This window comes from Sphaerisporangium rubeum (assembly GCF_014207705.1).
Lineage (GTDB): Bacteria > Actinomycetota > Actinomycetes > Streptosporangiales > Streptosporangiaceae > Sphaerisporangium > Sphaerisporangium rubeum.
In genome coordinates, this window is the sequence record NZ_JACHIU010000001.1 from 4,115,323 (window position 1) to 4,138,629 (window position 23,307).

Here is a 23,307-nt window from a genome sequence, read left to right on the forward strand (position 1 = left end):
GTGCACGGTCAGCCCGATCTCCGCCGGAGCGTCCGCCGCGCGAGCACGGCCAGCGCTGCCGCTGCCGTCCCCGCGGCGGCCGTGGCGGCCACCCGTGCCGCCGTGGACGGCGGGGCCGTACGGACCGCCAAGGATCGTTCCGGACACGCCTCCGGGCCTCGTTCGTGCCGCAGCCCGGCGCGCAGCACCTGAGCCAGGTGCACGGCCTCGCGTCCGCCGGCGTCGCTCTGCTCGATCTGGGTACGGCAGCTGAACCCGTCGGCGAGGACGAGGGCCGCGGGGGACGCCTGCCGGATCTCCGGCAGCAGCACCCGTTCCGCGCACGCCTCCGACACCTCGTAGTGTCCCTTCTCGAACCCGAAGTTCCCGGCGAGGCCGCAGCACCCGGAGTCGAGCACCCGCGCGTCCACCCCGGCGTCCCGGAGCACCGCCTGGTCGGCGTCGTAGCCGAGCACCGCGTGCTGGTGGCAGTGCACCTGCACCAGGGCCTCCCGGGACACCTGTGGCGGCGTCCAGCCGGGGGTGTGGTCGCGCAGCAGCTCGACCAGGGTCACGGTCAGGCCCGCCAGCCGCCGGACGTCCTTGTCGCCGGGGAGCAGATCGGCGGCGTCGGAGCGGAACACGGCGGCGCAGCTCGGTTCCAGCACCACCACCCGCGTCCCGGCGCGTACGGCCGGGGCCAGCTCGGCGACGGCGTGGCGCAGCGCGCGCTTGGCAAGGCCGAGCTGACCGGTGGAGATCCAGGTGAGACCGCAGCAGACCGCGCCGTCAGGCACCCGCACCCGCCAGCCGGCCGACTCCATCACCTCGACCGCGGCGCGCGCCACGTCGGGATGGAAGTGGTCGGTGAAGGTGTCCGGCCACAGCACGACCTCCCCGCGTTCCCCGTCCCCGGCGGGCCGGTGGCCGGCGAACCAGTCCCGGAAGGTCCGCGGCGCGAACAGCGGCAGCTCACGCCGGTGGTCCACCCCGGCCGCCACCTTGGCGAGGCGGCCGATCAGCGGCGCGTGGGACAGCGCGTTCACCAGGCGCGGCGCGTGAGCCGCGATGTCGGCCCACACCGGCAGCCACCCCATGGCGTAGTGACCGCGGGGCCGCAGCCGGCCGGCGTAGTGGTGGGAGAGGAACTCGGCCTTGTAGGTGGCCATGTCCACGTTGACGGGGCAGTCGGACTTGCAGCCCTTGCAGGCCAGGCACAGGTCCAGTGCCTCGTGCACGGCCTTCGACCGCCAGCCGTCGCCGACCGCGCCGGCGCGGGCCGTCCCGTCGAGCATCTCGAACAGCAGCCGTGCGCGGCCCCGAGTCGAGTGCTCCTCGGCGCGGGTCACCATGTAGGAGGGGCACATGACGCCGCCGTGCTCGCGGCGGCACTTCCCCACCCCGACGCACCGCAGCACGGCACGGCCGAAGTCACCGTCGTCGTCCGGATAGGCGAAGTTCGTCGTCACGCCGCTGTGGTCGTAGTCCGGGCCGAGCCGCAGGAGCGTGTCGAGCGGGTAGGGATCGGTGACCTTGCCGGGGTTCATCAGGCCGTCCGGGTCGAAGATCGCCTTATACTCCCCGAAGGCGCGCACCAGGTCGTGGCCGAACATCCTCGGCAGCAGCTCGCCGCGCGCCTGGCCGTCGCCGTGCTCCCCCGACAGGGACCCGCCGTAGGACACCACCAGGTCGGCGGCGTCCTCCATGAACGACCGGAAACGTGCCACCCCGGCGGCGCTGGTCAGGTCGAACGGGACGCGGCAGTGCACACAGCCCTGGCCGAAATGACCGTACACCGAGGCCTGCTGGTAGCCGTACCGCTCGAACAGCCCGCGCAGGTCGCGCACATAGCCGCCGAGCCGGTCGGGACCGACCGCCGAGTCCTCCCAGCCGGGCCAGGTGTCGGCCATCCCCGGCACCCGCGCCGTCGCGCCGAGCCCCGACTCGCGGATCTGCCACATCTGTTCCTCGAGCCGTTCGTCGTCGAACAGCCCGACGCTCGGGTCGTCACGTGTCCTGCCGAGCGCGCGCAGCATCGCGTCGGCCGCGCGGTCGGCGTCCTGCTTGTCCTCCCCTCCCATCTGGACGAGCAGCCACGCGCCTCCCTCGGGGAGCCGTTCCACGGCCTCGGGGTTGAGGTGCTTCATCCGCTCGAACCCGATGAGCTTGTCGTCCACGCCTTCCAGCGCGATCGGCGCGTGCGGCAGGATCGAGGGGACGGCGTCCGCGGCGGCGGCGATGTCGGGGAACGCCACGTAGGCCATGGTGCGGGCCTTGACGATCGGCACCAGGGCCAATCGTGCGCGCAGCACGACGACCAGGGTGCCTTCGGAGCCGACCAGCGCGCGTGCCACGTGGAAGCCGCGTTCGGGGAGCAGGCTGTCGAGGTTGTATCCCGACACGCGGCGCGGGATGGCGGGGTAGCGGGTGCGGATCTGGCCGAGGTGCGCGTCGCGCAACGCGGTGAGCCGCTGGTAGATCTCGGCCTGGCGTCCGCCGCGCCGCCGTATGTCGTCGTACCGCTCGGCGCTGGTCTCCCCCACCCACATGCGTGTGCCGTCGTGCAGCAGCAACTCCAGCTCCACGACGTTGTCCACGACCTTGCCGGTGCGCTGCGCCGTGGCGCCGCACGAGTTGTTGCCGATCATGCCGCCGATCGTGCAGTGGTCGTGCGTCGCCGGCCGCGGGCCGAACTCCAGGCCGTACGGGGCGAGCCGCTCGTTGAGCGTGTCCAGCACGATGCCGGGCTCCACCAGGCAGGTCCTCGCCTCGGGGTCCACCTCCAGCAGCCGGTGGCAGTACTTGGACCAGTCGAGCACGACGGCGGTGTTGGCGCACTCCCCCGCGAGGCTGGTGCCGCCGCCGCGGGACAGCAGCGGCGCGCCGTGCCGCCGGCAGGCCGCGACGGCCGCCACCGCCGCCTCGACGGTACGGGGACACACCACGCCGAGCGGGACCTGGCGGTAGTTGGAGGCGTCGGTGGAGTAGGCCCCCCGCATCGTCGCGTCGAAACGGACCTCGCCGTCCACGGCCTCTTCCAGGTCCCGCCGAAGTGCCGCCACGTCGACGTACCGCACGGGCTCGGCCGCGTGACCGGACGGCGCGGCGCGGCGGCGCGCGGTCGTGCTCATGGCCGCAGCTCGTTGAACTTATCGCGCGCGACCGTGGACAGGATGCCGGCCTTGTGCGGCTGGCCGCGCAGGAAGGCCTCGGTGAACGCCTTGGCCTGCTCGTACTTCACCTTCCCCGGCATCGGCGGCTCGTTCGGGTTCACGTCGCAGTCCACCAGCGCGGGGCCGTCGTGCGCGAAGGCCTCACGCAGCGCGGCCGGCAGGTCCTTGGGGTCGGTCACCTTGGCGCCGAACGCGCCGCAGCCGCGGGCCCACACCGAGAAGTCCGCCTCCGGCTGCCGGTGCCGCACCGCGTACTCGGGGTAGCCGAGGATGATCTGCTCCCACAGGATCTGGCCGTACGAGTTGTTGTTGTTGATCACGATCTTGACCGGCAGGTCGTGCCGCACGGCGGTGAGGAACTCGGCCATCAGCATCGCGAACCCGCCGTCCCCCACGAACGCGACGACCTGCCTGCCGGGGAACGCGTGCTGCATCGCGATCGCGTACGGCAGACCCGGCGCCATGGTGGCGAGGTTCCCCGACAGGTAGAACTCCCGGCCGCCGCGTATCGTCCAGTGCCGCGCGGCCCAGGTGGCGATGGTCCCGGAGTCGCAGGTCAAGATGGCGTCGTCGGACGCCGCCTCGTCCACGCACGCCATGAGGTACTGCGGCGCGATCGGGTCGCGCGACGCGTCCTGCAGCGACGTCATGTCGTCCCGCCAGGAGTCCATCGCGCGCTGGTACTTGGCGAGGAACGACCGGTCGGCCGCGGGTTCCAGCAGCGGCAGCAGTTCCTGGAGCGCGGCCTTGGCGTCGGCGGCGACCGGCGCCTCGGTGGGCCTGCGCATGCCGATGAGGCTCGGGTCGGCGTCGATCTGCACCACGCGCGCCTGGCCGTCCGGCGGCAGGTACTTGCCGTACGGGAACGACGTGCCGACCATCAGCAGCGTGTCGCACTCCTCCATCAGCTCCTCGCTCGGCCGGGTGCCGAGCAGGCCGAGCCCGCCGGTGGTGAGAGGATGGTCGTCCGGCACGACGTGCTTGCCGGGAAGGGTCTTCACGATCGGCGCGGCCAGCCGGTCCGCGACGGCCAGCACCTCGTGCCGCGCGCCTCTGGCCCCCGCGCCGACGAGCATCGCGACCTTCCGGCCGGCCCGCAGCACCTCGGCGGCCCGTTCCAGGTCCCGCGGCGCGGGCCGCAGCGGCGGCCGCGACCACGTCGGCAGGCTGCTCGGCGCGCTTCCCGGGCCGACATGCCGGTAGGGGTCCTCGTCCATGGCCGCGACCTGGATGTCGTTGGGGAACGTCAGGTGCGCCACGGCCCGCTGCGACAACGCGGTGCGGATCGCGAGGTCCACCACACCGGGGACCTGCTGCGGATTGGTGATCATCAGGTTGTACGCCGCGACGTCCTGGTACAGCCGGTCGACGTGCACCTCCTGCTGGTAGTACGTGCCGAGGACCGACGTCTCCTGCATCCCTGTGATCGCCAGCACCGGCACGTGGTCGAGCTTGGCGTCGTACAACCCGTTCAGGAGATGGATGGCCCCGGGCCCCGACGTCGCGGCGCACACCCCGAGTTTCCCGGTCGCCTTGGCGTACCCGGCCGCCATGAACGCCGCCGCCTCCTCGTGGTGCACCAGCACGAACCTGAGGTTCTCCCGTTCGCGCCTGAACCCCTCCATCAGCCCGTTGATCCCGTCCCCCGGCAACCCGAAGATCGTGTCGACCCCCCACTCGACGAGCCGCCTCGCGAGACCCTCTCCGACGATTTCCTTCATGTGCCGCCTCCGTGTGGGGATGCCGATCGCGGGACGCCACCGGACCGCCTCTCGTACGCGCCGGGAGGAGGACACGACTGGCGCCTTCGGAGTCGGACGGCGGGAGTTCCTTCGCCGCGCAAGAGACGAGCCCGCGCTCATGCGCTGTCTCCGGCGGCGATTCACGCACCGGACGCGCGTGGTGCCGGCTCACGGCGCCGGAGCCCGCGACGAGATCGCGTCGAGGCCTGTGCCGCGGCGCGGTGAGGCCACGCCGGTTCCTGTGCAGGTGAGTGGTCGTGCACCGGGTCGCAGGTGGCCGCCTGTGTCCCGGGGAACGTGACACCGTCCGTCATGTTGTCCGGCCGGGCCCGGCCGCTTCTCCTGGCCGTGCCCCGAGTCCGTCCACGCAAACAACGATCACGGCCCGGTCCTGGATCACGGCACACGCGACGGCGGCGTGTCCCCCGCTCGACGGCGGTTTCCCCGGCGGCACGGCCGGTTCTTTCCCGTCGGCCTAGCATGCGAGGCATGTCCTCACTCCTGCTGCGCGACGCGCGCACCGGCCCCGGCGGTCCCGTGGGCGACATCCTGATCGTGGACGGCCTGATCGCCGAGCCCGGCACGCAGCCACCTCCCGGAACCGAGACGGTGGATGTCCACGGCGGCACTGTGCTGCCGGGCCTGTGGGACACACACGTGCACGCCGTCCAGTGGGCCCAGACCCGACGCCGCGTGGACCTGTCCGGTGCGACCTCGGCCCGCCACGCGGTGGATCTGATGACGGCGAATCTGTCGTCAGGAGTGACCGTGGGCTTCGGTTTCCGGGACGCCATGTGGCCCGACACCCCGGGCAAGTCCCTGCTCGAAGCCGCCGCCCCCGGTGCCGCGCTGGCGCTGATGAGCCAGGACCTGCACACCGTGTGGCTCAGCCCCGCCGCGCTGACCCTCGTGGGCCGCGGCGACCACCCGACCGGCGTGCTGCGCGAGCAGGAGTGCTACGCCGCCGTCACGGCCCTCCCCAGGCCCCCCGAGGAGGAGCTCGACCGCTGGGTCGCCGAGGCCGCCACCGCCGCCGCGGCCCGGGGCGTGGTCGGCATCCAGGACTTCGAGATGGCCGACAACGTCACCGACTGGACCCGGCGCGCGAGGACCCGGCTCCTCGACGTACGGGTCGTCTGCTCCATCCCCCGCAACCGCCTGGAGGAGGCCATCGGCCGAGGCCTGCGCACCGGCGACCCCGTACCGGGCTCCGGCGGCCTGCTGGAGGTCGGCCCCGTCAAGATCTTCACCGACGGCTCACTCAACACCAAGACCGCCTACTGCGAGCACCCCTACCCCGGCACCACCTCCCGAGGCTCCCTGGAGATCGCCCCCGCGGAACTGCGCACCCTCATGGCCCTCGCCACGGCCCACGGCGTCCACCCCGCCGTCCACGCCATCGGCGACCTCGCCGTGACCATCACCCTGGACGCCTTCGAAACCGTGGGCTGCCCCGGCCGCATCGAACACGTCCAATTGGTGGCCCCCGCCGACCTCCCCAGGTTCCGCCGTCCCCACCTGGTGGCAAGCGTCCAACCGGCCCACGCCCCCGACGACCGCGACATAGCCGACACGTACTGGAAAGACCGAACCCACCACGCCTACCCCTACGCCGCTCTGTCCGCCGCCGGCGCCACCCTCGAATTCGGCTCCGACGCTCCCGTGGCCCCCCTGGACCCCTGGGACGCCATAGCCTCCGCCGTCACCCGCACCGACGACACCCGCTCCCCCTGGCACCCCGACCAGTCCCTCCCCCTGAGCACAGCCCTCGCCGCCTCCTCCCGAGGCCGCACCACCCTCACCCCCGGCACCCCCGCCGACCTCGTCATCACCGCCGACGACCCCGCCACGGTCCCCGACGGCAAACTCCGCACCATAGAGGTGACCGGCACCCTCCTCGCCGGCCGCTGGACCCACCGCCTCCTGTGATGACCGTTCAGGCGGCCGACGTACCTAGGACACCTCCGGAAGGCGGGCAGGCGCGGTCGTGCCGACCTGCTGGAAGATCATCGAGGTGCGGAACCCGGTGATCTCACGGCGCTTGCTGAGCCGGTCGATGAGGAAGGCATGCAGGCTGTCCAGGTCCTGGACGGCGACGTGCAGCACGAAATCGTCCCCACCGGAGATCACGAAGACGCTGAGCACCTCCGGCAGGCCGGCGGCGAACTCCTTGAACGTGTCGATTACGGACCGGCTGAGCGGCCGGATCTGCACCGACACCAGGGCCTGCACCCGCCGGTTGAGCGCGGCCGGGTCGATGTCGGCGTGGTAGCCGCGGATGACCCCACGGCGAGTCAGCGCGCGGACCCGTTCCAGGCACGTCGACGGCGCGACGCCGAGCCTACGAGCCAGCTCGCGGTTGGACTGCCGCGCATCTGTCTGGAGAAGCCGGAGGATCTCCGCATCAAGTTCGTCCATGTACGGATGCTAGAGCGGTTTCCAGCCAAACGTTCGGTACAGACCCGTGGAACAGATCAGATGCCTGGCTCGCTCGCTATCGTCGTGGCCGATCGCGAGAAGGGACACGCCTGTGCTGGATCACGAACAAATCCTCATCCGCCGGGGCCCACGCTCCGGCCTGCCGATCGTCCTCGCCGTCCACTCCACCGCACTCGGCCCCGCCGCGGGTGGTCTCCGGCTCTGGCACTACCCCGGCTGGCGGGACGGCCTCACCGACGCACTGCGCCTGTCGTCCGCCATGACCCTCAAATTCGCGGCGGCCGGCCTGCCGAGCGGCGGCGGGAAGACCGTCGTGGCCCTCCCACCCGGCACGGAACTCGACCCGCCGAGTCGCCGCGACGTCCTGCGCGACGTGGCCGAGGTGATCAACGCGCTCGACGGCACGTACGCCGTGGGCCCCGACGTCGGCACCTCCCCCGCCGACATGGCTGTGATCGGCGAGACCACCCCCCACGTCTTCTGCAAGCCACCGCACCTAGGTGGCAGCGGCGACTCCTCCCCCCACACCGCACAAGGCACCCTCGCGGCCCTCCACGCCGTCAGCCACCACCTGTACGGCGATCGCGACCTCGACGGCCGCCGGATGACCCTGATCGGCCTCGGCCACGTAGGCGAACACCTCGCCCGCCTCCTCACCGCCGAGAACGCCGACCTCACCGTCACCGACATCGACCCCGCCAAGAGACCCCTGGCCGAAGAACTCGGCGCCACCTGGCACTCCTCCGCCACGATCCTCTCCAAGGAGACCGATATCCTCATCCCCGCCGCCCTAGGCGGCCTGCTGACCGCACAAACCACACACGACCTCCGCTGCCGCGCCATCGCCGGCCCCGCCAACAACCAACTCGACACCCCCGAGGTGGCCGGCCTGCTGCACCGGCGCGGCATCCTCTGGATCCCCGACTACGTCGTCAGCGCCGGCGGCGTCATCAACGCGATAACCACAGAACTGCACCACCTGGACGCCACCCAGTCCTCGACCCGGGTCAACGCCATAGAGACCATCGTCACCGACCTTTTGACCACAGCCGCCACCCAGGACACAACCCCAGCCCAAGCAGGCCACGACCTCGCACAACGCCGCCTCGGCACCACCTGACCGACTACTGGAAATCGAACTCGTCGGCCCGCACACCCGCGAGGAACGCGTCCCACTCGGCCCGCGTGTACACGATCACCGGGCCCTCCGGGTGACGACTGTGACGTACGGCGATACGACCGCTGCCGTCCAGCAAGGGACCGGCCTCGACGCAGTTGGGGCCGCCGTCAGGACTGAAGGTGCTGATGTGCCATGCGGCGATCTGAGAGTGTTCCGGCGAGGGAGACACGGTACGGCTCCATCCTGGTCAGCGCAGCTTTTCGGCTATCTCGTGCAGTAGTGCGATAGATTCCGGCACAGTCAATGAATCATGCCGAATGTGATCAAATTTGAGTATAAACCTCCGCACCTCATCACCTTCCATGTAAATGCCGCCGCCAGGAGTGTCCATATAGACCACATCGGGATACGGATCGGACATTTCGAAGATCCTGAACGCTCCCTCAGGGCTCGCATGAGCGCCGGAAGCGAACGGCAGGACGCGCACTTCGATATGAGGTTGCGCGGCCAAGGTCGCGATATAGTGCAGTTGATCTCTGAGGACGTCCTTACCGCCTTGCTGGCGCCGCAGAAGGCTCTCGTCCAAGATCGCTTCGATATGCGGAGGCCTCCTGTCGGTGAGGATCTGCTGGCGGGTGAGCCGGAATCGGATCCCGGAGGAGATCTGGACGGGAGAGAAGTCCGCGACAGCCTGCTGCACGGCTTCCATGTAGGGACGGGTCTGCAGGAGGCCAGGGATTACTAGCGCGTCGAACGAACGAATCCGTCTGGCGCGCGACTCGACCCAGGCATAGTCCACCATCGTCCCTGACAGATCTTCGGAAAAGCTATCCCACCAGCCGCTTTGCCAGACCTCATGCGCGAGACGCAGCAACCCGTCACGGCGACGCGGCTCGGTCACGCCGTACAAATCCAGCATGGCAAGAACGTCCGGCGTACGGGCAGGGTAGATGCCTGCCTCGATACGGCTGACAGTGCCACCATCCCGCTGAATGAAGCCGCCTACTTCTTTGAGGGTGAGTCCGCACGTCTCCCTGAGTCGCCGTAGTTCTCGGCCGAGCCATTGAGCCCGCAAGGTCATCGCGCGCTTGGCACTCAACTTTCACCGCCCCTGCGTAGATATGCCCTGATATGAAGACCGGATTTTGTGTCGCACAAATTTGTGGTTGTGCCGCCAATCATGTGTGCGACATGACATCGTCAAGTGACGGATCGTACACACAGAGTGGCGAAGCCGATGCCGGTCAGGGAAGTCCGCGACGCAGGAGGCACTTGATGACAGAGATCGAGCAGACTCGTAGGCCTGGCCAGCCGACAGAGTCCGCTGTAAGGTCTCGCAGGTTCGCGCCGGTGGCGGAGGAGGTGCGGCAGGTCAGGCGGTTCGTGGCGGGGGTGCTCGGGGACCGGCATGTGTGCCTGGATGACGCGGAGTTGCTCGTCAGTGAGCTCGCTGGGAACGTCGTGCGGCACGCGGCGGGGAGGGAGTTCTTGGTTTCGGTGGTGGTGGGGAGGGACGAGGTCGTGGTGGCGGTGGAGGACGGCGGGGCTCGGACGGTGCCGGTGGTGCGGGTTCCGGGGGTGGAGGAGACGGACGGGAGGGGGTTGCTGCTGGTGGATCGGATCGCGCGGGGGTGGGGGTTCGAGCGGCGTGGGGGTGGGACGGTGGTGTGGTTCGAGCTACGGGGTGCGGGTGGCGCGGACGTACCAGCGGCCTTGTGCGGGGGTGAGGGTCAGGGGGCGGGAGAAGCACTCGGAGAGGGAATCCGAGGTCAGTGAACGGCCGGTGGGGCCCGCGGTCTGGATGCGGGTGTCGCGCATCAGGAGTGCGTGGGTGGTGGTGGCGGGGACCTCTTCGAGGTGGTGGGTGACGAGGACGGTGGTGAGGGACGGCCGGGTTTCGGCGAGGGTTTCCAGAGCGGTGATGAGGTCTTCTCTGGCGGGGAGGTCGAGGCCGGCGAAAGGCTCGTCGAGCATGAGGATGGCCGGGTCCGGCATCACGGCTCGGGCCACGCGGATGCGGGCTCGTTCGCCTTGGGAGCAGACGGCGAAGGGGCGGGACGCGAGGTCCTTGCAGCCGAGGTCGGCGAGGAGGGTGTGGGCCCGGTCGTGTTCGGTGGAGGTGTAGCGGTCCCACAGGGGGACGCTGGTGCCGGTGTGGCCGGTGAGGACGACCTCATGAGCCGTCAGGCCTTCCTCCTCCATCAGGTCCTCGTCGACCAGGCGCTTTCCCGCGGAGACGAGGCCGATGTGGCGGCGCAGTTCGCGCAGGTCGACGCGGCCGAGGCGGTGGCCGAGGACGGTGGCGGCGCCGGTGGTGGGGTGGCGTACGGCGGCGGCGACGGACAGCAGGGTGGTCTTGCCGGCGCCGTTCGGGCCGAGGATCACCCAGTGGCTGCCGTACTCGACGCGCCAGTCCACCTCAGAGACCAGCGAACGACCCCCGCCGACCTTGACCCCGACACCGGCGAACTCCACCGCCGCACCGTCCCGCCGCGGCGACACCGCGTCCTGCCTCGTCGACTGGGTCATCCACCACTCCTTTGTCCGGCCGTACGGCAAGCAGCATAGGACCGGCGGAGGAAGGGAGGGGTGGCCGGAGGCGGTGTGAGGGTGAAGGCCGAGGCCGCCGTCAGGGTGAGTACAGGCCGCCGGAGTTCGTCGTGAAAGTGATCACGGGTCGGCTGAGGTGGTCGCGGGGATGATCACGGGTCGCCGGCGGGGGGTGCGGGGGTGAAGGTGATCGTGGCCGTTGGGGTGGCGGAGGGGTCTTCGCCGTCGCCCCATTCGGGGATCTGGCTGATGCTGACCGTGGGTTTGGGGGTGCGAGTGGGTTTGGGGGGTGGGGTGCGGGTGGGTTCGCAGGGCTTCTCCCGGCCGCGGCGGTCGGCGCAGGTGGGGGTGGGATCGGGAGGACGGTTCGTGGTGCGGGTCCCGGTGGGTCGTGGCCGGGGCATCTGGGACTGCCAGGGGTCGCCGGGGTCGCGCTGGTCGGTCGGTGGCGCGGATCGCGTCATGGCGGGGCCGGGGGTGGCGGGGACGCCGGGAGGGACGGCGGGGCCGGTGGACGCGCGGGGACCGGATGCGGCGGCCACCGGCAGGTGGGCTCCGGTGGGGACCGTGGGGGTGCGGGTGTCGTGGAAGGGGACGACGAAGGGGACGCGCTCGGGGGTGCCGGGGCCCGCGATGGGGTTGACGGGGGTGCCGCCGGTTCCGGCCGCGACGACGGTGACGGCGGCGATGGACACGGTGGCGAGGGCCGCGAAGCCGGCGTGGGAGACGTGGCCGCGGCGGGCCGCGGCGCGGCGTGCGGCGCGCGCGCCGGTGGTGGTGCCCTCGGCGGGGACGTCCGCGGCACGGTCGTCGAGCTTGAGCCGGCCCACAGGGTGCGGCACGGGGACCCACAGTTCCTCGAGGACCGCGGTGACCGCCTCGCGGGGATCCCACGCGGGGTCCACTCCCCCGGCGTACAGCAGGGCCGACAGCAGGGCCGCGGCGGACGGACGGGCTCCGGGCTCCTTGGCGAGCGCGGCGGAGACCGGGTCCCACAGGAGTTTCGGCACCGACGCCAGGCGGGGCTGCTCGACCAGGATGCGCCGGGTCAGCGCCTCGGTGTCCCCGGTGCCGAACGGGTGGTGACCCGTGGCGGCGTACGCGACCAGGCAGCCCCAGGCGAACACGTCGGAGGCCGGGATGGCGGGGCCGCCGGTGAGGCGTTCCGGCGCCACCCAGCCGGGGCTCCCCATGACCTGGCCGGCCTGCGTGAGCGCCACGGCGGCGTCCACCTCACGCGCGATGCCGAAGTCGATCACGCGGGGGCCCTTGGGGGACAGCAGGACGTTGCCGGGTTTGAGGTCGCGGTGCACGAAACCGGCCTCGTGGATGGCGGCGAGCGCCGCCGCCGCGCCGAGCGCGACGCCGTACGCGAGGTCGGCGGTGAGCGGGCCGCGGGCCCCGACGACCTGCGAGAGCGACGGGCCGGGGATGTGCTCGGTGACGAGGTAGGGACGGTCGCGGTCGGTGCCGTCCTCCAGGACCGCCGCGGTGCAGAACGGCACCACGCGACGCGACAGCTCGACCTCCTCGGCGAACCGCGCGCGCAGCGTCGGGTCGCTGAGGTGGACGGCGTGCGGCGTCTTCAGCGCGACCAGGCCGCCCTCAGGCCGCTCGGCGAGGTACACCACCCCCATGCCACCCGCCCCGAGGCGGCCGAGCAGGAGGTAGCGACCGATGATCACCGGATCGCCCACCGTCAGCGGCCGGACGCCCGGAGGCGTCCCGCCGGGCGAGCCCGTGCCACGTGCCATCCGTGGGTGCCCTCTCTACGAGTGGTGCGGCACGGCCCACTGTGGCGCTACCGAAGGAGATTCGGCGGCAACTAGTTCGAGTCGGCATGAGAGGTTAGACGACTGATACCTGAGAGTAAGTCACCACCGTGCACAGTGTGACAAGACGGACTGGTGTGACCGGGCCCGAAACCTCGGACGCCGTCCGTAAAGACCCGGTCACGTTCAGGGAAAAGTCCACGTCACAACAAGAAGCATCTCCCAGACGAATTACGGACGGCGGGGCCCAATCCGGACGTCCAAGCAGCGTCCTTCAACCCGGCCGGCCACCGCACAAGGCGCCGGATTCACCGCACCACATTCCACCGCGTCGGCGCCACAGCAGACCACCATCGACGACGAGATGTCACTCACCGACCGGGGAACACACCGGAACACACTCAGACCATCACCGCGCCCCACCGGCCGGCCACCGCACAAGGCGCCGGATTCACCGCACCACATCCCACCGCGTCGGCGCCACAGCAGACCACCATCGACGACGGGATGTCACTCGCCGACCGGGGAACACACCGGAACACACTCAGGCCATCACCGCGCCCCACCGGCCGGCCACCGCACAAGGCGCCGGATTCACCGCACCACATCCCACCGCGTCGGCGCCACAGCAGACGACCATCGACGACGGGGTCTTGCTTGTCGGCCCGGGGAGCACTTCGCCGTCCACGCCGGGGTGTCGCTCGCCGGCCGGGGAGCACTTCGCGTGTCGGAACGGGCTCGGGTCACTCGCCTCATGCCGATATCCACGAGTCGCGTGTTCACCGGCGCCGTGACCCGTCTCCAAGTCACCTGCCACGGCGGTGATTTCGTCGGTGGAGGGTTCAGGCGGCGTCGGTGGCCTGGTCGGCGGGGTGGAGGGTGGTGGGGGTGTCGGTGGTGGATACGGCGGAGAGGAAGCGCGAGATGTGGCCGAACACCAGGCGGGCCTCGGGGACCAGGTCGGCGAGGATGGGGAAGACGTGGGGCATGCGGGGCCATTCCTCGTACGTCACGGGGACGCCGGACTCGCGTGCGCGGACGGCGACGCGGCGGCCCTCGTCGCGGAGGACCTCGGTGGAGCCGGTGACGATCATGAGTGGGGGGAGGCCCTCGTAGTCGCCGTAGACCGGGGAGACCAGGGGGTCGCGTGCGTCGAGGCCGGCCGTCCAGCGGCGGGCCAGCCAGTCGACGCGGCTCGCGGACAGGCTCGGGTCGGCCCAGCGGTTCACCCTGCGCCGGACGTCGGACAGGTCGGACCACGGGGACAGGCACACGGCGGCCGACGGCGCGGGAAGGCCCCGGTCGCGCAGCGCCAGGAGCGTGGTGAGGGTGAGGTGGCCGCCGGCGGAGTCACCCGCCAGGACGATGCCGGACGGGTCGTAGCCCTGGTCGAGCAGTCCTTCGTAGGCTTCCAGCGCGTCCGCCAGCGACTGGCTGAGGGGGTGCACGGGGCCCTGGCGGTAGTCGAGGGCCAGCACCGGACGCTTCGCCACGGCCGACAGGCGGCAGGTGATGGGCCGGTGGGTCGCCGGCGAGCACAGGAAGTAGCCGCCGCCGTGGAAGTACAGCACGACCTTGCTCTCGTCCTGTTCCCCCGCGCGTACCCACTCGGTGCGCCGCGGCCCGTCCTTGGCGATGGACACCCCGGACGGCACCGGGATCGGCAACCGCTCCCCCATGGCGACGACTCGGGACAGGAGGGTGAGACCGAGACCGTGCCGCAGAAGCAGTGCGCACGCCGGCTTGGTGGTGCCGCGCAGCAAGGTGTTGAAGGCCCCGGCCTGCCAGCTGAGCGGGTACCGGGGATGTACGTCGACGTCGATCTCCTCCTGCATGCGCGCCGGACCTCCATCCCCGAACCAAGCGGTCAGCCGATCTATCTACCGGTGAGTACATTCCGGTTTACATGGACGTTACACATTTGTCGATAGCTTGCCGCGAGATTTGACCTGGTAAGAGCCCGGAAAGGGGTTCGATCGGCGAAGCGAGGCCGGATGACCATGACAGCCGGGTGACGTGACCATCGATCAGAATCGCCGCGCATGATCCGACGTCTGCGGCGGCCGCCTGAACGACCATGGGACCACCGCGCCGGCGGCATGACTCGGCGCCTGAGCGACCGCGGACCGCCGTACCGGTGGCCGTGAACGGCGCCGCGCGACCCTGGGCCGGTGCGTCCGGCGACCGTGGACCGCCGTACCGGTGGCCATGAAACGGTGCGGCATGACCATGGGCCGGTATGTCCGGTGACCTTGGAACGTCGCGTGAACGACCATGGTCCATGTGCGAAGCGTCCCCGAGTCGTCATGCTGAGTGATCGTGGACGTATGGGACGGCCGGGGAAAACGACGGGACCGGGGTGGGGTGTGGCGGTTACGATTGCTCCCCCGGACCTGGAGGTGCCCGACCTTCGCGCTCTATCTGACCGTCTTCCGGTACGGCTTCCGCCGTCACTCCACCTACCGGGCCGCCGCTGTGGCGGGTGCGTTCACCAACACCGTCTTCGGTGTGCTCCGCGCGTACGTGCTGATCGCGCTGTGGGAGGCGCGGCCGGGGCTCGCCGGGTACGACGTGCTCGACGCGATCACCTTCTGTTTCCTCACCCAGGGGTTCATCGGGCCCATGCAGGTGTTCGGCGGCGGGCTCGAACTGTCCCAGCGGGTGCGTACCGGTGACGTGGCGCTCGATCTGGTGCGGCCGGCGTCGCTGCAGTTGTGGTGTCTCTCCGACGACCTCGGACGGGCCGCGTTCCTGTTCCTGGCCCGCAGTGTCCCGCCGACGCTGGCCGGCGCGGCGCTGTTCGGCATCCGCCTGCCGTCCTCGGCCGGCACGTGGGTGGCCTTCGCCGCGTCGATGGCGCTCGGGGTCGTGGTGAGTTTCGCGCTGCGCTACCTGATCGCGCTGTCGTCGTGCTGGATCCTGGACGACCGGGGGGTGCAGTCGCTGTCGCTGGTCCTGACGACCTTCTTCAGCGGCATGATCCTGCCGCTGGTGATCTTCCCCGGCTGGCTGGGGGACGTCGCACGGGTCCTGCCGTGGGCCGCGCTGGTCCAGGTCCCCGCCGACGTCTTCCTCGGCAAGACCGGCCTCGCCGCCGCGCTCGGCTTCCAGGCGCTGTGGGCCGCGGCGCTGCTCGGCCTCGGGGCCCTGGCCACGCGAGCGGCCCGCAGGAAGGTCGTGATCCAGGGTGGGTGAGCGGCCGATGAACCCGGTGCGCGCGTACGTGCTGCTGGCGGCGGCCTGGACCAGAGCGGCGGCGCAGTACCGCGCGTCGATGGTGATGATGATCGTCGGCGCGTTCGTGGTGACGAGCCTGGACGTCGCGGCCATCGTCGTGATCTTCGCGCACGTCGAGAGGCTCGGCGGGTTCAGCCTGTACGAGGTGATGTTCCTGTACGGCACGGCGGGGGTGTCGTTCGCGCTGGCGGACCTGTTGTTCGGCAACGTCGACCGGCTCGGCCAGCAGATCAGGTCCGGGGCCTTCGACCTCATGCTCATCCGGCCGGTCAGCCCGTTCGTGCAGATGGCCGTGGACCGGTTCAGCGTGCAGCGCACCGGCCGGGTCGCGCAGGCGGCGGTGGTGCTGGCCGTCGCGCTGCCCCGGCTGCACGTGCCGTGGCAGCGCGCCTGGATGGTCCCGGTGATGGTGGTGTGCGGCATCGTGCTGTTCGGAGCGGTGTGGACCATCGGTGCGGCGCTGCAGTTCCTGCTGACCGACGCGCCAGAGCTCGCCAACGCCTTCACCTACGGCGGCGGCCAGCTCACCCAGTACCCCTTCAGCGTGTACGGCGCCGAGCTGGTGCGCGGGGTGACGTTCGTCCTGCCGCTCGCGTTCGTCAACTGGCAGCCGGGCCTGTACGTGCTGGACCGGCCCGACCCGTTCGGGCTGCCGCACCTGCTGCGCTTCATGAGCCCGGCCGCCGCGCTGGCCCTCGCGACCCTGGCGGCGCTGCTGTGGCGTGCCGGGATCCGCCGTTACCGATCCACGGGGAGCTGACCATGATCGAGCTGGACGGTGTGGGACGTTCGTTCACCGTGCGGCGGCGGACCGGGCCGCTGCGCAGGCAGACGCGGGTCGTGCACGCCGTACGCGACCTGTCGTTCCGCGTCGAGCCCGGGGAGTTCGTCGGCTACCTCGGGCCGAACGGCGCCGGCAAGTCCACGACGATCAAGATGCTGACCGGCATCCTGACGCCGACCAGCGGACGCATCAGGGTCGCGGGGCTCGACCCGTCCAGGCGGCGCACCACGCTGGCGCGGCGCATCGGCGTGGTGTTCGGTCAGCGGACGACGCTGTGGTGGGACCTGCCGCTGCGCAGCAGCTTCCACCTGATCCGGCACCTTTACAAAGTAGATCATCAGGTGTTCGCGCGGCGACTCACGGAGCTCGGCGAGGTGCTGGAGCTCGGGCCGTTCCTCGACACACCGGTGCGGCAGCTCAGCCTCGGCCAGCGTGTGCGCGGCGACATCGCCGCGGCCCTGCTGCACGACCCGCCGGTCCTGGTGCTCGACGAGCCGACCATCGGCCTCGACGTCGTCAGCAAGGCCGCCGTGCGTGACTTCCTGCGCGACCTGAACGCCGAGCGCGGCACCACCGTGCTGCTCACCACACACGACCTCGGCGACATCGAACGGCTGTGCCGCCGCGTCATGCTGATCGACCACGGCAGCCTGGCGTTCGACGGCACCCTCCCCGCGCTGATGGCCACCGCACCCGCCGAGACCACCATCGAGGCCGTGGTCACCCACCTGTACACACGGAACGCGCCGTCACAGGCTCAGTAGTAGCCCGCCGCCTCCTGCGACTCCTCCTCGTACGGCTCCTCGGCGTGGCGGCCCGCCCAGCGGGACGGCATCAGCACGGGGATGAACAGCGCGATGCCGAGCATCGCGAAGACCCCCTTGGCCAGCAGGTCCTGCATGCCGCGGCCGGCCTGCACGATCCTCGGGTCGAGCCCGGGGTCGGTCGGCGCGAGGCCGAGGGCCCGGTTGACGTCGAGCACGTAGATGACCGTCCACGCCAGCAGCACCATCGACGGCACGAACGTCGCGAGCGGCGAGACCCTCCCGGCGACCACCAGGCCGAGCAGGAGCCCGGCCACCGCCATGGCGCCGATCGCGACCAGGGCCTTGGTGTCGCGCACCGGGTCCACGGGGGGTGCGCCGCCGGCGGTGCTCAGCAGACCGCGTGCCACGTCCTGCGAGGCCCATCCCGCGCCGGCCGTCAGCACCGCGCTCATGACGATGCCGAGCAGCAGTCCCAGGAAGTGCCGCATGGCCACCACCTCGCCCCTCACGAAAGCTGCGGTCGCGCGCAACAGTAGCGACAAATCACTCATAGCGGCAGACGTTGCAACGAGCCGGCACTTGTCCTCACCCCCGGCATCACCAGGAGGTGCGGATACGCGGGGCCGGCCTAGGGACAAGCGTGTGGCTGCCGTGACACTATGTGGGGCGTCATGCATGCCCGTCTCCCCCTGCGCCTCGCGCGGGCGGCCGCGTTCACGGTCGTCTGCGTGGGTCTCGCCGTGCTCGGCCACCGGGTGGCGGGAGGCAGCGGGCCGGACTGGCGCGCGCTGTGCGCCGGCGGCGGAGCGGTCGCCGTGCTGGCGGCCCTGGCCGCCGGACGTGAGCGGTCGCCGCTCACCATCACGCTCTTCCTGATCGGCACACAGACGGCGCTGCACCAGCTCCTCGGCGCGTCCGCCGGCGGGCCCGCGCTGAACGCGCACCTCACCCACGGCGGCGGGCTCGGCGTCGACATCGGCATGCTCCTGGCCCACCTCACCGCCACGCTCATCACCGGCTGGTGGCTGGCCCAAGGCGAGTCGGCCCTGTGGTCGGTGCTGCGCCGGGTCGGCACCCTGACCACGCGAGCCCTGCGCCGCGTGCTGGCCGTGCTCTGTGCCGCCGCCACGGTGACCCCGCAGCGCCACGCGACCCGGCCACCCCGCCACCTGCGGGTCCCCCCGGCGCGCCGCGAACTGCGCGACGCCGTGCGCAGGCGCGGCCCACCGCTTCGCGCCGCCTTCTGACACCACCCTGACACCACTGCCGTGAGTCACGGCCCGCACGACGGGCCGCGACGGCTCCTTGGCGATCCCCGGCGGCGCCTGCGCCGGTACGCCGGTGGTGCGACGAGGACGCCGGTCACCATGCCCCCGCGGACCCCCGGCCCGCGTGACGGCGACGGCCGCGCGTCCCCCTGTCCCTGCCTTGCCTCTTCGGACGCCGGCGCGCGTCCGGTCCTGCCTCTCGTACGAAGTGGAGACCTCTCGATGTCCCTGCGTTCCGCGGCGCGCCGTGTGGCCGCCGTCGCCGCCGGCACCCTCGCTCTCACCGTCGGCCTGGCCCTGCCCGCGCTCGCCCACGTCACCATCCAGCCCGGCTCGGTGCAGAAGGGCAGCTTCAGCAAGGTCGCCTTCCGGGTCCCCAACGAGCGGGACGACGCCTCCACGACCAAGCTGGTCGTGGAGTTCCCGGTCGACCACCCGCTGCCGTTCGTGTCGGTCCGTCCCCTGCCTGGCTGGAAGGTCGAGGTGACCGAAGGCAAGCTGCCGAAGCCGGTGACGACCAAGTACGGCGAGGTCGCCAAGGCCGTCACCAAGATCACCTGGTCCGGCGGGAAGATCGACCCGCACCAGTTCCAGGAGTTCGAGGTGTCGCTCGGCGGCATCCCCGAGGACACCGACCAGCTGCTGTTCCCCACGACGCAGACCTATTCGAGCGGTGAGGTCGTCAAGTGGGCCGACGAGCCGAAGTCCGACGGCTCCGAGGCCGAGCATCCCGTGCCGACCCTGAAGCTCGTCGCCGCCACCGGTGAGGACGAGCACGGCGGCGCGGCGCACGACAGCGCCTCCCCGTCCGCCGCCGCGGCGGCGTCCGACGGCCCGACCCTGCATGCCGAGCCGGCCGCGCACAGCGCGGCGGCCTCCGACGGCACGGCCCGGCTGCTCGGCGGCATCGGCCTCGCCGTCGGCGTGATCGGCCTCGTGGTCGCCGCGCTGGCCCTGCGCAGAGGCCGCGGCACCCCCGCGGCCTGACCCTCGCGAGCCGCCGGTGGGGAGACGACGTGGTCGCTCTCCCCACCGGCGCCACAGGCCAGATGCGGCCAGGTCAGGCGGTGATGTCCTTGCCGGTGAAGCGAGCCCAGGCGATCGCGCCGAAGACGAAGGTGTAGGCGGCGAAGACCAGCAGGCCCTGGCCGAGCACATCGGTGGCGATGGGGTCGCGCAGCACACCGTCGAACGAGCCCCACCAGGTGGTCAGCAGGTAGGGACGCAGCGGCTCAAGCTGCGGGACCAGCATCATGACCTGCGAGAACACGATCGTGACCACGCTCGCCGCGACGGCGCCGATCGGGACGTCGGTGAACGTCGAGATGGCGATGCCGATGGCGCCGAACGCCGCCATGCCGAGCGTGACGTACCCGACGACCATCGCGACGCGGAGCAGGCCGTCGGCGATCGGCACGGTCGCGCCGGACAGCAGCTGCACCGGACCCACGGGGAACAGCACGAAGCCGGTGATCAGTGCGACGACGGCCACCGACGCGCAGCAGACCAGCGCGTAGACGGCGACGTTGGCGAACTTGAGCAGGAGCAGCCGGGTGCGGCCGGCGGGGGCCGTGAGCAGGTAGCGCAAGGTGCCGAGGCCGGCCTCACCGGCGACCGAGTCCCCGGCGACGACCGCGACGGTGAGCGGGAGCAGCATCTGCACCAGCAGCAGCATCGACGCGAACGTCAGCATCAGCCCGTTCCCGCCGAGTTGCAGGACGAACGCCGGAGCGTCGCCGTCGGCACCCACGAGCCGCACCACCAGGCCGACGATCACCGGCACGCTCGACGCCAGGCCGATCAGCAGCAGGTTCCTCGGCCTGCGCAACGTCAGCCCGACCTCCGACCCGAGCAGCCGCGCCGCCGCGCGCACCCGGCCCGGCCCCCTTGGCGTCCCCGGCCGGTCCGATGTTCCCGGCGCCTCGGAGCCGGCTGTCCTCGGTGTCCCCGGCGCCGCCATTGTGCTGTCCGCCTCCCGCGTCCGCCGCGCGTCCGCCGGTACCGTGCCGGGTGTCCCGGTGGTCGCGGCGCGTGGGATGGACGCGCTCTGCGTGGTCGTGTCAACCGTCGACATCGAAGCCCTCCCCGGTCAGGTCCACGAACACTTCCTCAAGGCTCGGCCGCTGCACGGCGAAGCCGCGGACCGCGACGCCGTCGCCGACGAGCGCGGCGTTGACGCGCTCGGGGAGCAGGTCGCCGAGGTCGGCGGTGACCTCGGTCTCCTCGGTGCGCAGGCCCGTGAGGCCGAGGTGGCCGAGCACGGACGCGGCCTGCGCGACGTGGGGGGTCTCCACGCGGATGCGGGGAGCGCGGCGGGAGAGCAGGTCACCGAGCGGGCCCTGCGCCACCAGGCGGCCGGTACGCATGACGGCCAGGTCGGTGCACATCTGCTCGACCTCCGACAGCAGGTGGGAGGAGACGAAGACCGTGGTGCCGTCGGCGGCGATGTCCTTGATCAGCGCGCGTACCTCCCTGGTGCCCTGCGGGTCCAGGCCGTTGGTGGGCTCGTCCAGGACGAGCAGTTCGCGCGGCCTCAGCAACGCGGCGGCGAGCGCGAGGCGCTGGCGCATGCCGAGCGAGTACGCCTTGTACCGCTTTTCCGCGGCGGCCCCGAGCCCCACGCGGTCGAGCGCGGCCGCCACGCGGCGCCGCGCGGTACGCGGGTCCGCCGTGGGGTCGGCCGCGTCGTAGCGCCGCAGGTTGGCCTCACCGGTGAGGTAGGGGTAGAACGCGGGGCCCTCGACGACGGCGCCGACCTTCGGCAGCACGGACGACAGCGCCTCCGGCATGGGCCGGCCGAGGACCTCGCACCCGCCGCCGGTGGGCCGCACCAGGCCGAGCAGCATGCGGATGGTCGTGGTCTTCCCCGAGCCGTTGGGCCCGAGGAACCCGAACACCGACCCCCGCGGCACCACCAGGTCCAGCGCGTCCACCGCGACCTGCCCGCTCCTGAACCGCTTGGTCAGGCCGTGCGACACGATCGCGTGTCCCTCGCCGGAAGTGGCCGCCGTCTCGCGCGACCCGGTCAAGCCGTGCGACACGATCGTCTGCCTCCCGGACGGAGTGCCTGCCTCACGGGGTTCGGTGTCCCAGACGGTGGAGGAGGTGGGGCGAGGGTGCGCCGCCTGGTGCGCGCCCTCGCCGGTTGTGGTGGTCACCCTCGGCCGGCCGCTTCGGTGAGGGCCTGCGGGGTCACGGCGCCGAACAGCAGGCGGCCGTCGTCGGTGATCAAGGCGGTGACCAGCTTGGTCTGGATGACCCGGCCGCTGCCCCAGGAGCCGGAGACCGGTTTGCCGGTCTTGAGCAGACCGTCGAGGACCTGGGACGGGTCGGCGCCGCCGGGACGGCGGTCACCGGCGGACGGCTGAGGGAGGTCCGCCGCCGAGAACGGCAGCTCGGCGACGGTGGCCCAGCCGCTGCCGAACGTCCGCAGCTTCGCGGCCGACGACGGCGGGCCCCCCTTGTCCCCCCACGGCCCACCGGGTGCCGCGTCCATCCCGAAGCTCTTGTGCTCGACCTTGGCGCCGGCCGGCGGGGTGAAGGCGAAGTTCTCCGGAGCGGGAGCGGTGAACGTCACCTGGGTGAAGCCGACCTCGATCGCGGGCTCGGTGGTGCCCTTGGCGTACACCTGGACACGCAGCGGGACGTACCGCTCGCCGTCCAGCGCGAGCCTGACCTCCTTGACCAGGGACTCCGGCTGCTTCGGCGTGAGCACGAGCTGGTAGGCCGACCGGCCGGCGACCGCCTGGGTGTTGTCCACCGTGACGGACGTGCCGCCGGACTCGGCGGCCTTCAGCACCTCGGCGGCCATGGCGTCCGGGGTCAGCGCGGGTGCCAGCGAGGACGGCGGCCGGCTCGGGTGACCGGCCGCGGGCTTCGGCAGGGTGAAACGGGTCGCGGTGTTGGCGTCGCTGCGCCACAGCCACGCCTGGCCCTTGCCGTCGGCGATGAGGTCGGTCTCGCTCATCGTGCCGGGAAGCGCGATCCGCACCCGGTCGTCGCCGCCGTACCAGACCTTCACCGTGTGGGAACCCGACAGCAGCGCCAGCGGTGAACTGCTCGTGCCGCCGGGAAGCGGCAGCGACGGCAGGCCGAGCGACGTGGTGGCGACCACGGTGCCGGACATGACCGGGGGCCCGGCCCGCTGCGCGGTCCTGGCGACCTCGGCCAGGAGCTGCGCGGCGGTACGCTCAGGCAGCGTGGGGTCGCCCTGGACGGCGGCGATGACCGGCCCGGCGGCCAGCGCGGCGCCGGCGACGGCGGCGGCCGCGACCGGGACACCCCACCTCATGGCGCGTGTCGTGTTGTACGGCATGTCACTCCTCAACGTTATGCCGCTCCGGTGTCGTCCGGAGCGGACACGACACAGACTGCCGGGTGGTCCCTGTGCCGAAGCTGAGACGAGCTGAGAGCCCTCTCAGCGGTGTCTCAGCCGCGTCTCAGCCGCGCCGGGCCAAGATGTGAACGGACAGGTTC

General features: G+C 71.5%; 20 protein-coding genes. 8 read left to right on the forward strand and 12 right to left on the reverse strand.

Annotated features, from left to right (window positions below; genetic code table 11):
* Positions 1-8 precede the first annotated feature (8 nt).
* Both BJ992_RS17730 and BJ992_RS17735 read right to left on the reverse strand, forming a co-directional pair.
* Positions 9-3,110: an FAD-binding and (Fe-S)-binding domain-containing protein gene (locus BJ992_RS17730; RefSeq protein WP_184982403.1), complete on the reverse strand. Its 3,102-nt coding sequence runs from the start codon at positions 3,108-3,110 to the stop codon at positions 9-11.
* Complete coding sequence (locus BJ992_RS17735) at positions 3,107-4,873, reverse strand: thiamine pyrophosphate-dependent enzyme (RefSeq protein ID WP_184982405.1); 1,767 nt, start codon at positions 4,871-4,873, stop codon at positions 3,107-3,109. The genes BJ992_RS17730 and BJ992_RS17735 overlap by 4 nt, the downstream gene beginning before the upstream one ends.
* Positions 4,874-5,383: 510 nt before the next feature.
* Here BJ992_RS17735 and BJ992_RS17740 point away from each other — a divergent pair.
* Entirely contained in the window at positions 5,384-6,823 is a 1,440-nt protein-coding gene (locus BJ992_RS17740) for an amidohydrolase (protein ID WP_184982407.1), read from the forward strand.
* A 24-nt stretch (positions 6,824-6,847) separates the two neighbouring features.
* Here BJ992_RS17740 and BJ992_RS17745 read toward each other — a convergent pair whose 3' ends face one another.
* Complete coding sequence (locus BJ992_RS17745; RefSeq protein WP_184982409.1) at positions 6,848-7,312, reverse strand: Lrp/AsnC family transcriptional regulator; 465 nt, start codon at positions 7,310-7,312, stop codon at positions 6,848-6,850.
* 112 nt (positions 7,313-7,424) lie between these two features.
* On the opposite strand from BJ992_RS17745, the gene BJ992_RS17750 reads away from it, so the two are divergent.
* Complete coding sequence (locus tag BJ992_RS17750; protein WP_221474875.1) at positions 7,425-8,453, forward strand: Glu/Leu/Phe/Val dehydrogenase dimerization domain-containing protein; 1,029 nt, start codon at positions 7,425-7,427, stop codon at positions 8,451-8,453.
* A 4-nt stretch (positions 8,454-8,457) separates the two neighbouring features.
* On the opposite strand, the gene BJ992_RS17755 is transcribed toward BJ992_RS17750, so the two are convergent.
* The gene (locus BJ992_RS17755) at positions 8,458-8,682 is read right to left on the reverse strand and encodes a DUF397 domain-containing protein (RefSeq protein WP_343072718.1); all 225 of its coding nucleotides are present in this window, start codon (positions 8,680-8,682) and stop codon (positions 8,458-8,460) included.
* 18 nt (positions 8,683-8,700) lie between these two features.
* Positions 8,701-9,552, reverse strand: coding sequence for a helix-turn-helix domain-containing protein (locus tag BJ992_RS17760; RefSeq protein ID WP_246496687.1), 852 nt, complete (start codon positions 9,550-9,552; stop codon positions 8,701-8,703).
* A 176-nt stretch (positions 9,553-9,728) separates the two neighbouring features.
* Here BJ992_RS17760 and BJ992_RS34550 point away from each other — a divergent pair, with 176 nt between their 5' ends.
* On the forward strand, positions 9,729-10,229 hold the full coding sequence (locus BJ992_RS34550; protein WP_425503674.1) for an ATP-binding protein: 501 nt from the start codon (positions 9,729-9,731) through the stop codon (positions 10,227-10,229).
* On the opposite strand, the gene BJ992_RS17770 is transcribed toward BJ992_RS34550, so the two are convergent.
* The 3 genes from BJ992_RS17770 to BJ992_RS17780 all read right to left on the reverse strand — a co-directional run bounded on the left by BJ992_RS17770 (position 10,131) and on the right by BJ992_RS17780 (position 14,610).
* Positions 10,131-10,982, reverse strand: a complete 852-nt coding sequence (locus BJ992_RS17770) for an ABC transporter ATP-binding protein (protein ID WP_184982413.1) — start codon at positions 10,980-10,982, stop codon at positions 10,131-10,133. The two genes, BJ992_RS34550 and BJ992_RS17770, sit on opposite strands and share 99 nt — an antisense overlap.
* A 173-nt stretch (positions 10,983-11,155) precedes the next feature.
* On the reverse strand, positions 11,156-12,688 hold the full coding sequence (locus BJ992_RS17775) for a protein kinase domain-containing protein (RefSeq protein WP_184982415.1): 1,533 nt from the start codon (positions 12,686-12,688) through the stop codon (positions 11,156-11,158).
* A gap of 929 nt (positions 12,689-13,617) precedes the next feature.
* Positions 13,618-14,610, reverse strand: a complete 993-nt coding sequence (locus BJ992_RS17780; RefSeq protein ID WP_184982417.1) for an alpha/beta hydrolase — start codon at positions 14,608-14,610, stop codon at positions 13,618-13,620.
* 544 nt (positions 14,611-15,154) lie between these two features.
* Between BJ992_RS17780 and BJ992_RS17785 the strand changes: the two genes are divergently transcribed.
* Genes BJ992_RS17785 through BJ992_RS17795 form a run of 3 tightly spaced genes read left to right on the forward strand, consistent with a single transcriptional unit; the run spans position 15,155 to position 17,560 of the window.
* Positions 15,155-15,970, forward strand: a complete 816-nt coding sequence (locus BJ992_RS17785; RefSeq protein ID WP_246496688.1) for an ABC transporter permease — start codon at positions 15,155-15,157, stop codon at positions 15,968-15,970.
* 7 nt (positions 15,971-15,977) lie between these two features.
* Positions 15,978-16,772, forward strand: coding sequence for an ABC transporter permease (locus BJ992_RS17790; RefSeq protein ID WP_184982419.1), 795 nt, complete (start codon positions 15,978-15,980; stop codon positions 16,770-16,772).
* A gap of 2 nt (positions 16,773-16,774) precedes the next feature.
* Positions 16,775-17,560, forward strand: a complete 786-nt coding sequence (locus BJ992_RS17795; protein WP_184982429.1) for an ABC transporter ATP-binding protein — start codon at positions 16,775-16,777, stop codon at positions 17,558-17,560.
* On the opposite strand, the gene BJ992_RS17800 is transcribed toward BJ992_RS17795, so the two are convergent.
* Positions 17,554-18,051 (reverse strand): hypothetical protein, encoded by a 498-nt coding sequence (locus tag BJ992_RS17800; RefSeq protein WP_184982431.1) that lies wholly within the window; start codon positions 18,049-18,051, stop codon positions 17,554-17,556. The two genes, BJ992_RS17795 and BJ992_RS17800, sit on opposite strands and share 7 nt — an antisense overlap.
* A 183-nt stretch (positions 18,052-18,234) precedes the next feature.
* On the opposite strand from BJ992_RS17800, the gene BJ992_RS17805 reads away from it, so the two are divergent.
* Both BJ992_RS17805 and BJ992_RS17810 read left to right on the forward strand, forming a co-directional pair.
* Positions 18,235-18,810, forward strand: a complete 576-nt coding sequence (locus BJ992_RS17805; protein ID WP_246496690.1) for an MFS transporter — start codon at positions 18,235-18,237, stop codon at positions 18,808-18,810.
* Between the two features lie 243 nt (positions 18,811-19,053).
* Positions 19,054-19,818, forward strand: coding sequence for a YcnI family copper-binding membrane protein (locus BJ992_RS17810; RefSeq protein WP_184982435.1), 765 nt, complete (start codon positions 19,054-19,056; stop codon positions 19,816-19,818).
* A 73-nt stretch (positions 19,819-19,891) separates the two neighbouring features.
* On the opposite strand, the gene BJ992_RS17815 is transcribed toward BJ992_RS17810, so the two are convergent.
* The 3 genes from BJ992_RS17815 to BJ992_RS17825 all read right to left on the reverse strand — a co-directional run bounded on the left by BJ992_RS17815 (position 19,892) and on the right by BJ992_RS17825 (position 23,146).
* Entirely contained in the window at positions 19,892-20,905 is a 1,014-nt protein-coding gene (locus BJ992_RS17815) for an ABC transporter permease (protein ID WP_246496692.1), read from the reverse strand.
* A complete protein-coding gene (locus BJ992_RS17820; RefSeq protein ID WP_343072719.1) occupies positions 20,892-21,872 on the reverse strand; it encodes an ABC transporter ATP-binding protein in 981 nt (326 codons plus the stop codon). The genes BJ992_RS17815 and BJ992_RS17820 overlap by 14 nt, the downstream gene beginning before the upstream one ends.
* 113 nt (positions 21,873-21,985) lie before the next feature.
* On the reverse strand, positions 21,986-23,146 hold the full coding sequence (locus BJ992_RS17825; RefSeq protein ID WP_184982437.1) for a LolA family protein: 1,161 nt from the start codon (positions 23,144-23,146) through the stop codon (positions 21,986-21,988).
* Between the last annotated feature and the right edge of the window lie 161 nt (positions 23,147-23,307).

Excerpts from the sequence above, each read along its gene's own strand:
- BJ992_RS17770 (WP_184982413.1), bottom strand. The coding sequence starts at position 10,982 with ATGACCCAGTCGACGAGGCAGGACGCGGTGTCGCCGCGGCGGGACGGT.
- BJ992_RS17805 (WP_246496690.1), top strand. The coding sequence starts at position 18,235 with ATGCATGCCCGTCTCCCCCTGCGCCTCGCGCGGGCGGCCGCGTTCACG.
- BJ992_RS17790 (WP_184982419.1), top strand. The coding sequence starts at position 15,978 with ATGAACCCGGTGCGCGCGTACGTGCTGCTGGCGGCGGCCTGGACCAGA.
- BJ992_RS17745 (WP_184982409.1), bottom strand. The coding sequence starts at position 7,312 with ATGGACGAACTTGATGCGGAGATCCTCCGGCTTCTCCAGACAGATGCG.
- BJ992_RS17815 (WP_246496692.1), bottom strand. The coding sequence starts at position 20,905 with ATGTCGACGGTTGACACGACCACGCAGAGCGCGTCCATCCCACGCGCC.
- BJ992_RS17825 (WP_184982437.1), bottom strand. The coding sequence starts at position 23,146 with ATGCCGTACAACACGACACGCGCCATGAGGTGGGGTGTCCCGGTCGCG.
- BJ992_RS17795 (WP_184982429.1), top strand. The coding sequence starts at position 16,775 with ATGATCGAGCTGGACGGTGTGGGACGTTCGTTCACCGTGCGGCGGCGG.
- BJ992_RS17810 (WP_184982435.1), top strand. The coding sequence starts at position 19,054 with ATGTCCCTGCGTTCCGCGGCGCGCCGTGTGGCCGCCGTCGCCGCCGGC.
- BJ992_RS17735 (WP_184982405.1), bottom strand. The coding sequence starts at position 4,873 with ATGAAGGAAATCGTCGGAGAGGGTCTCGCGAGGCGGCTCGTCGAGTGG.
- BJ992_RS17780 (WP_184982417.1), bottom strand. The coding sequence starts at position 14,610 with ATGCAGGAGGAGATCGACGTCGACGTACATCCCCGGTACCCGCTCAGC.
- BJ992_RS34550 (WP_425503674.1), top strand. The coding sequence starts at position 9,729 with ATGACAGAGATCGAGCAGACTCGTAGGCCTGGCCAGCCGACAGAGTCC.
- BJ992_RS17740 (WP_184982407.1), top strand. The coding sequence starts at position 5,384 with ATGTCCTCACTCCTGCTGCGCGACGCGCGCACCGGCCCCGGCGGTCCC.
- BJ992_RS17730 (WP_184982403.1), bottom strand. The coding sequence starts at position 3,110 with ATGAGCACGACCGCGCGCCGCCGCGCCGCGCCGTCCGGTCACGCGGCC.
- BJ992_RS17800 (WP_184982431.1), bottom strand. The coding sequence starts at position 18,051 with ATGCGGCACTTCCTGGGACTGCTGCTCGGCATCGTCATGAGCGCGGTG.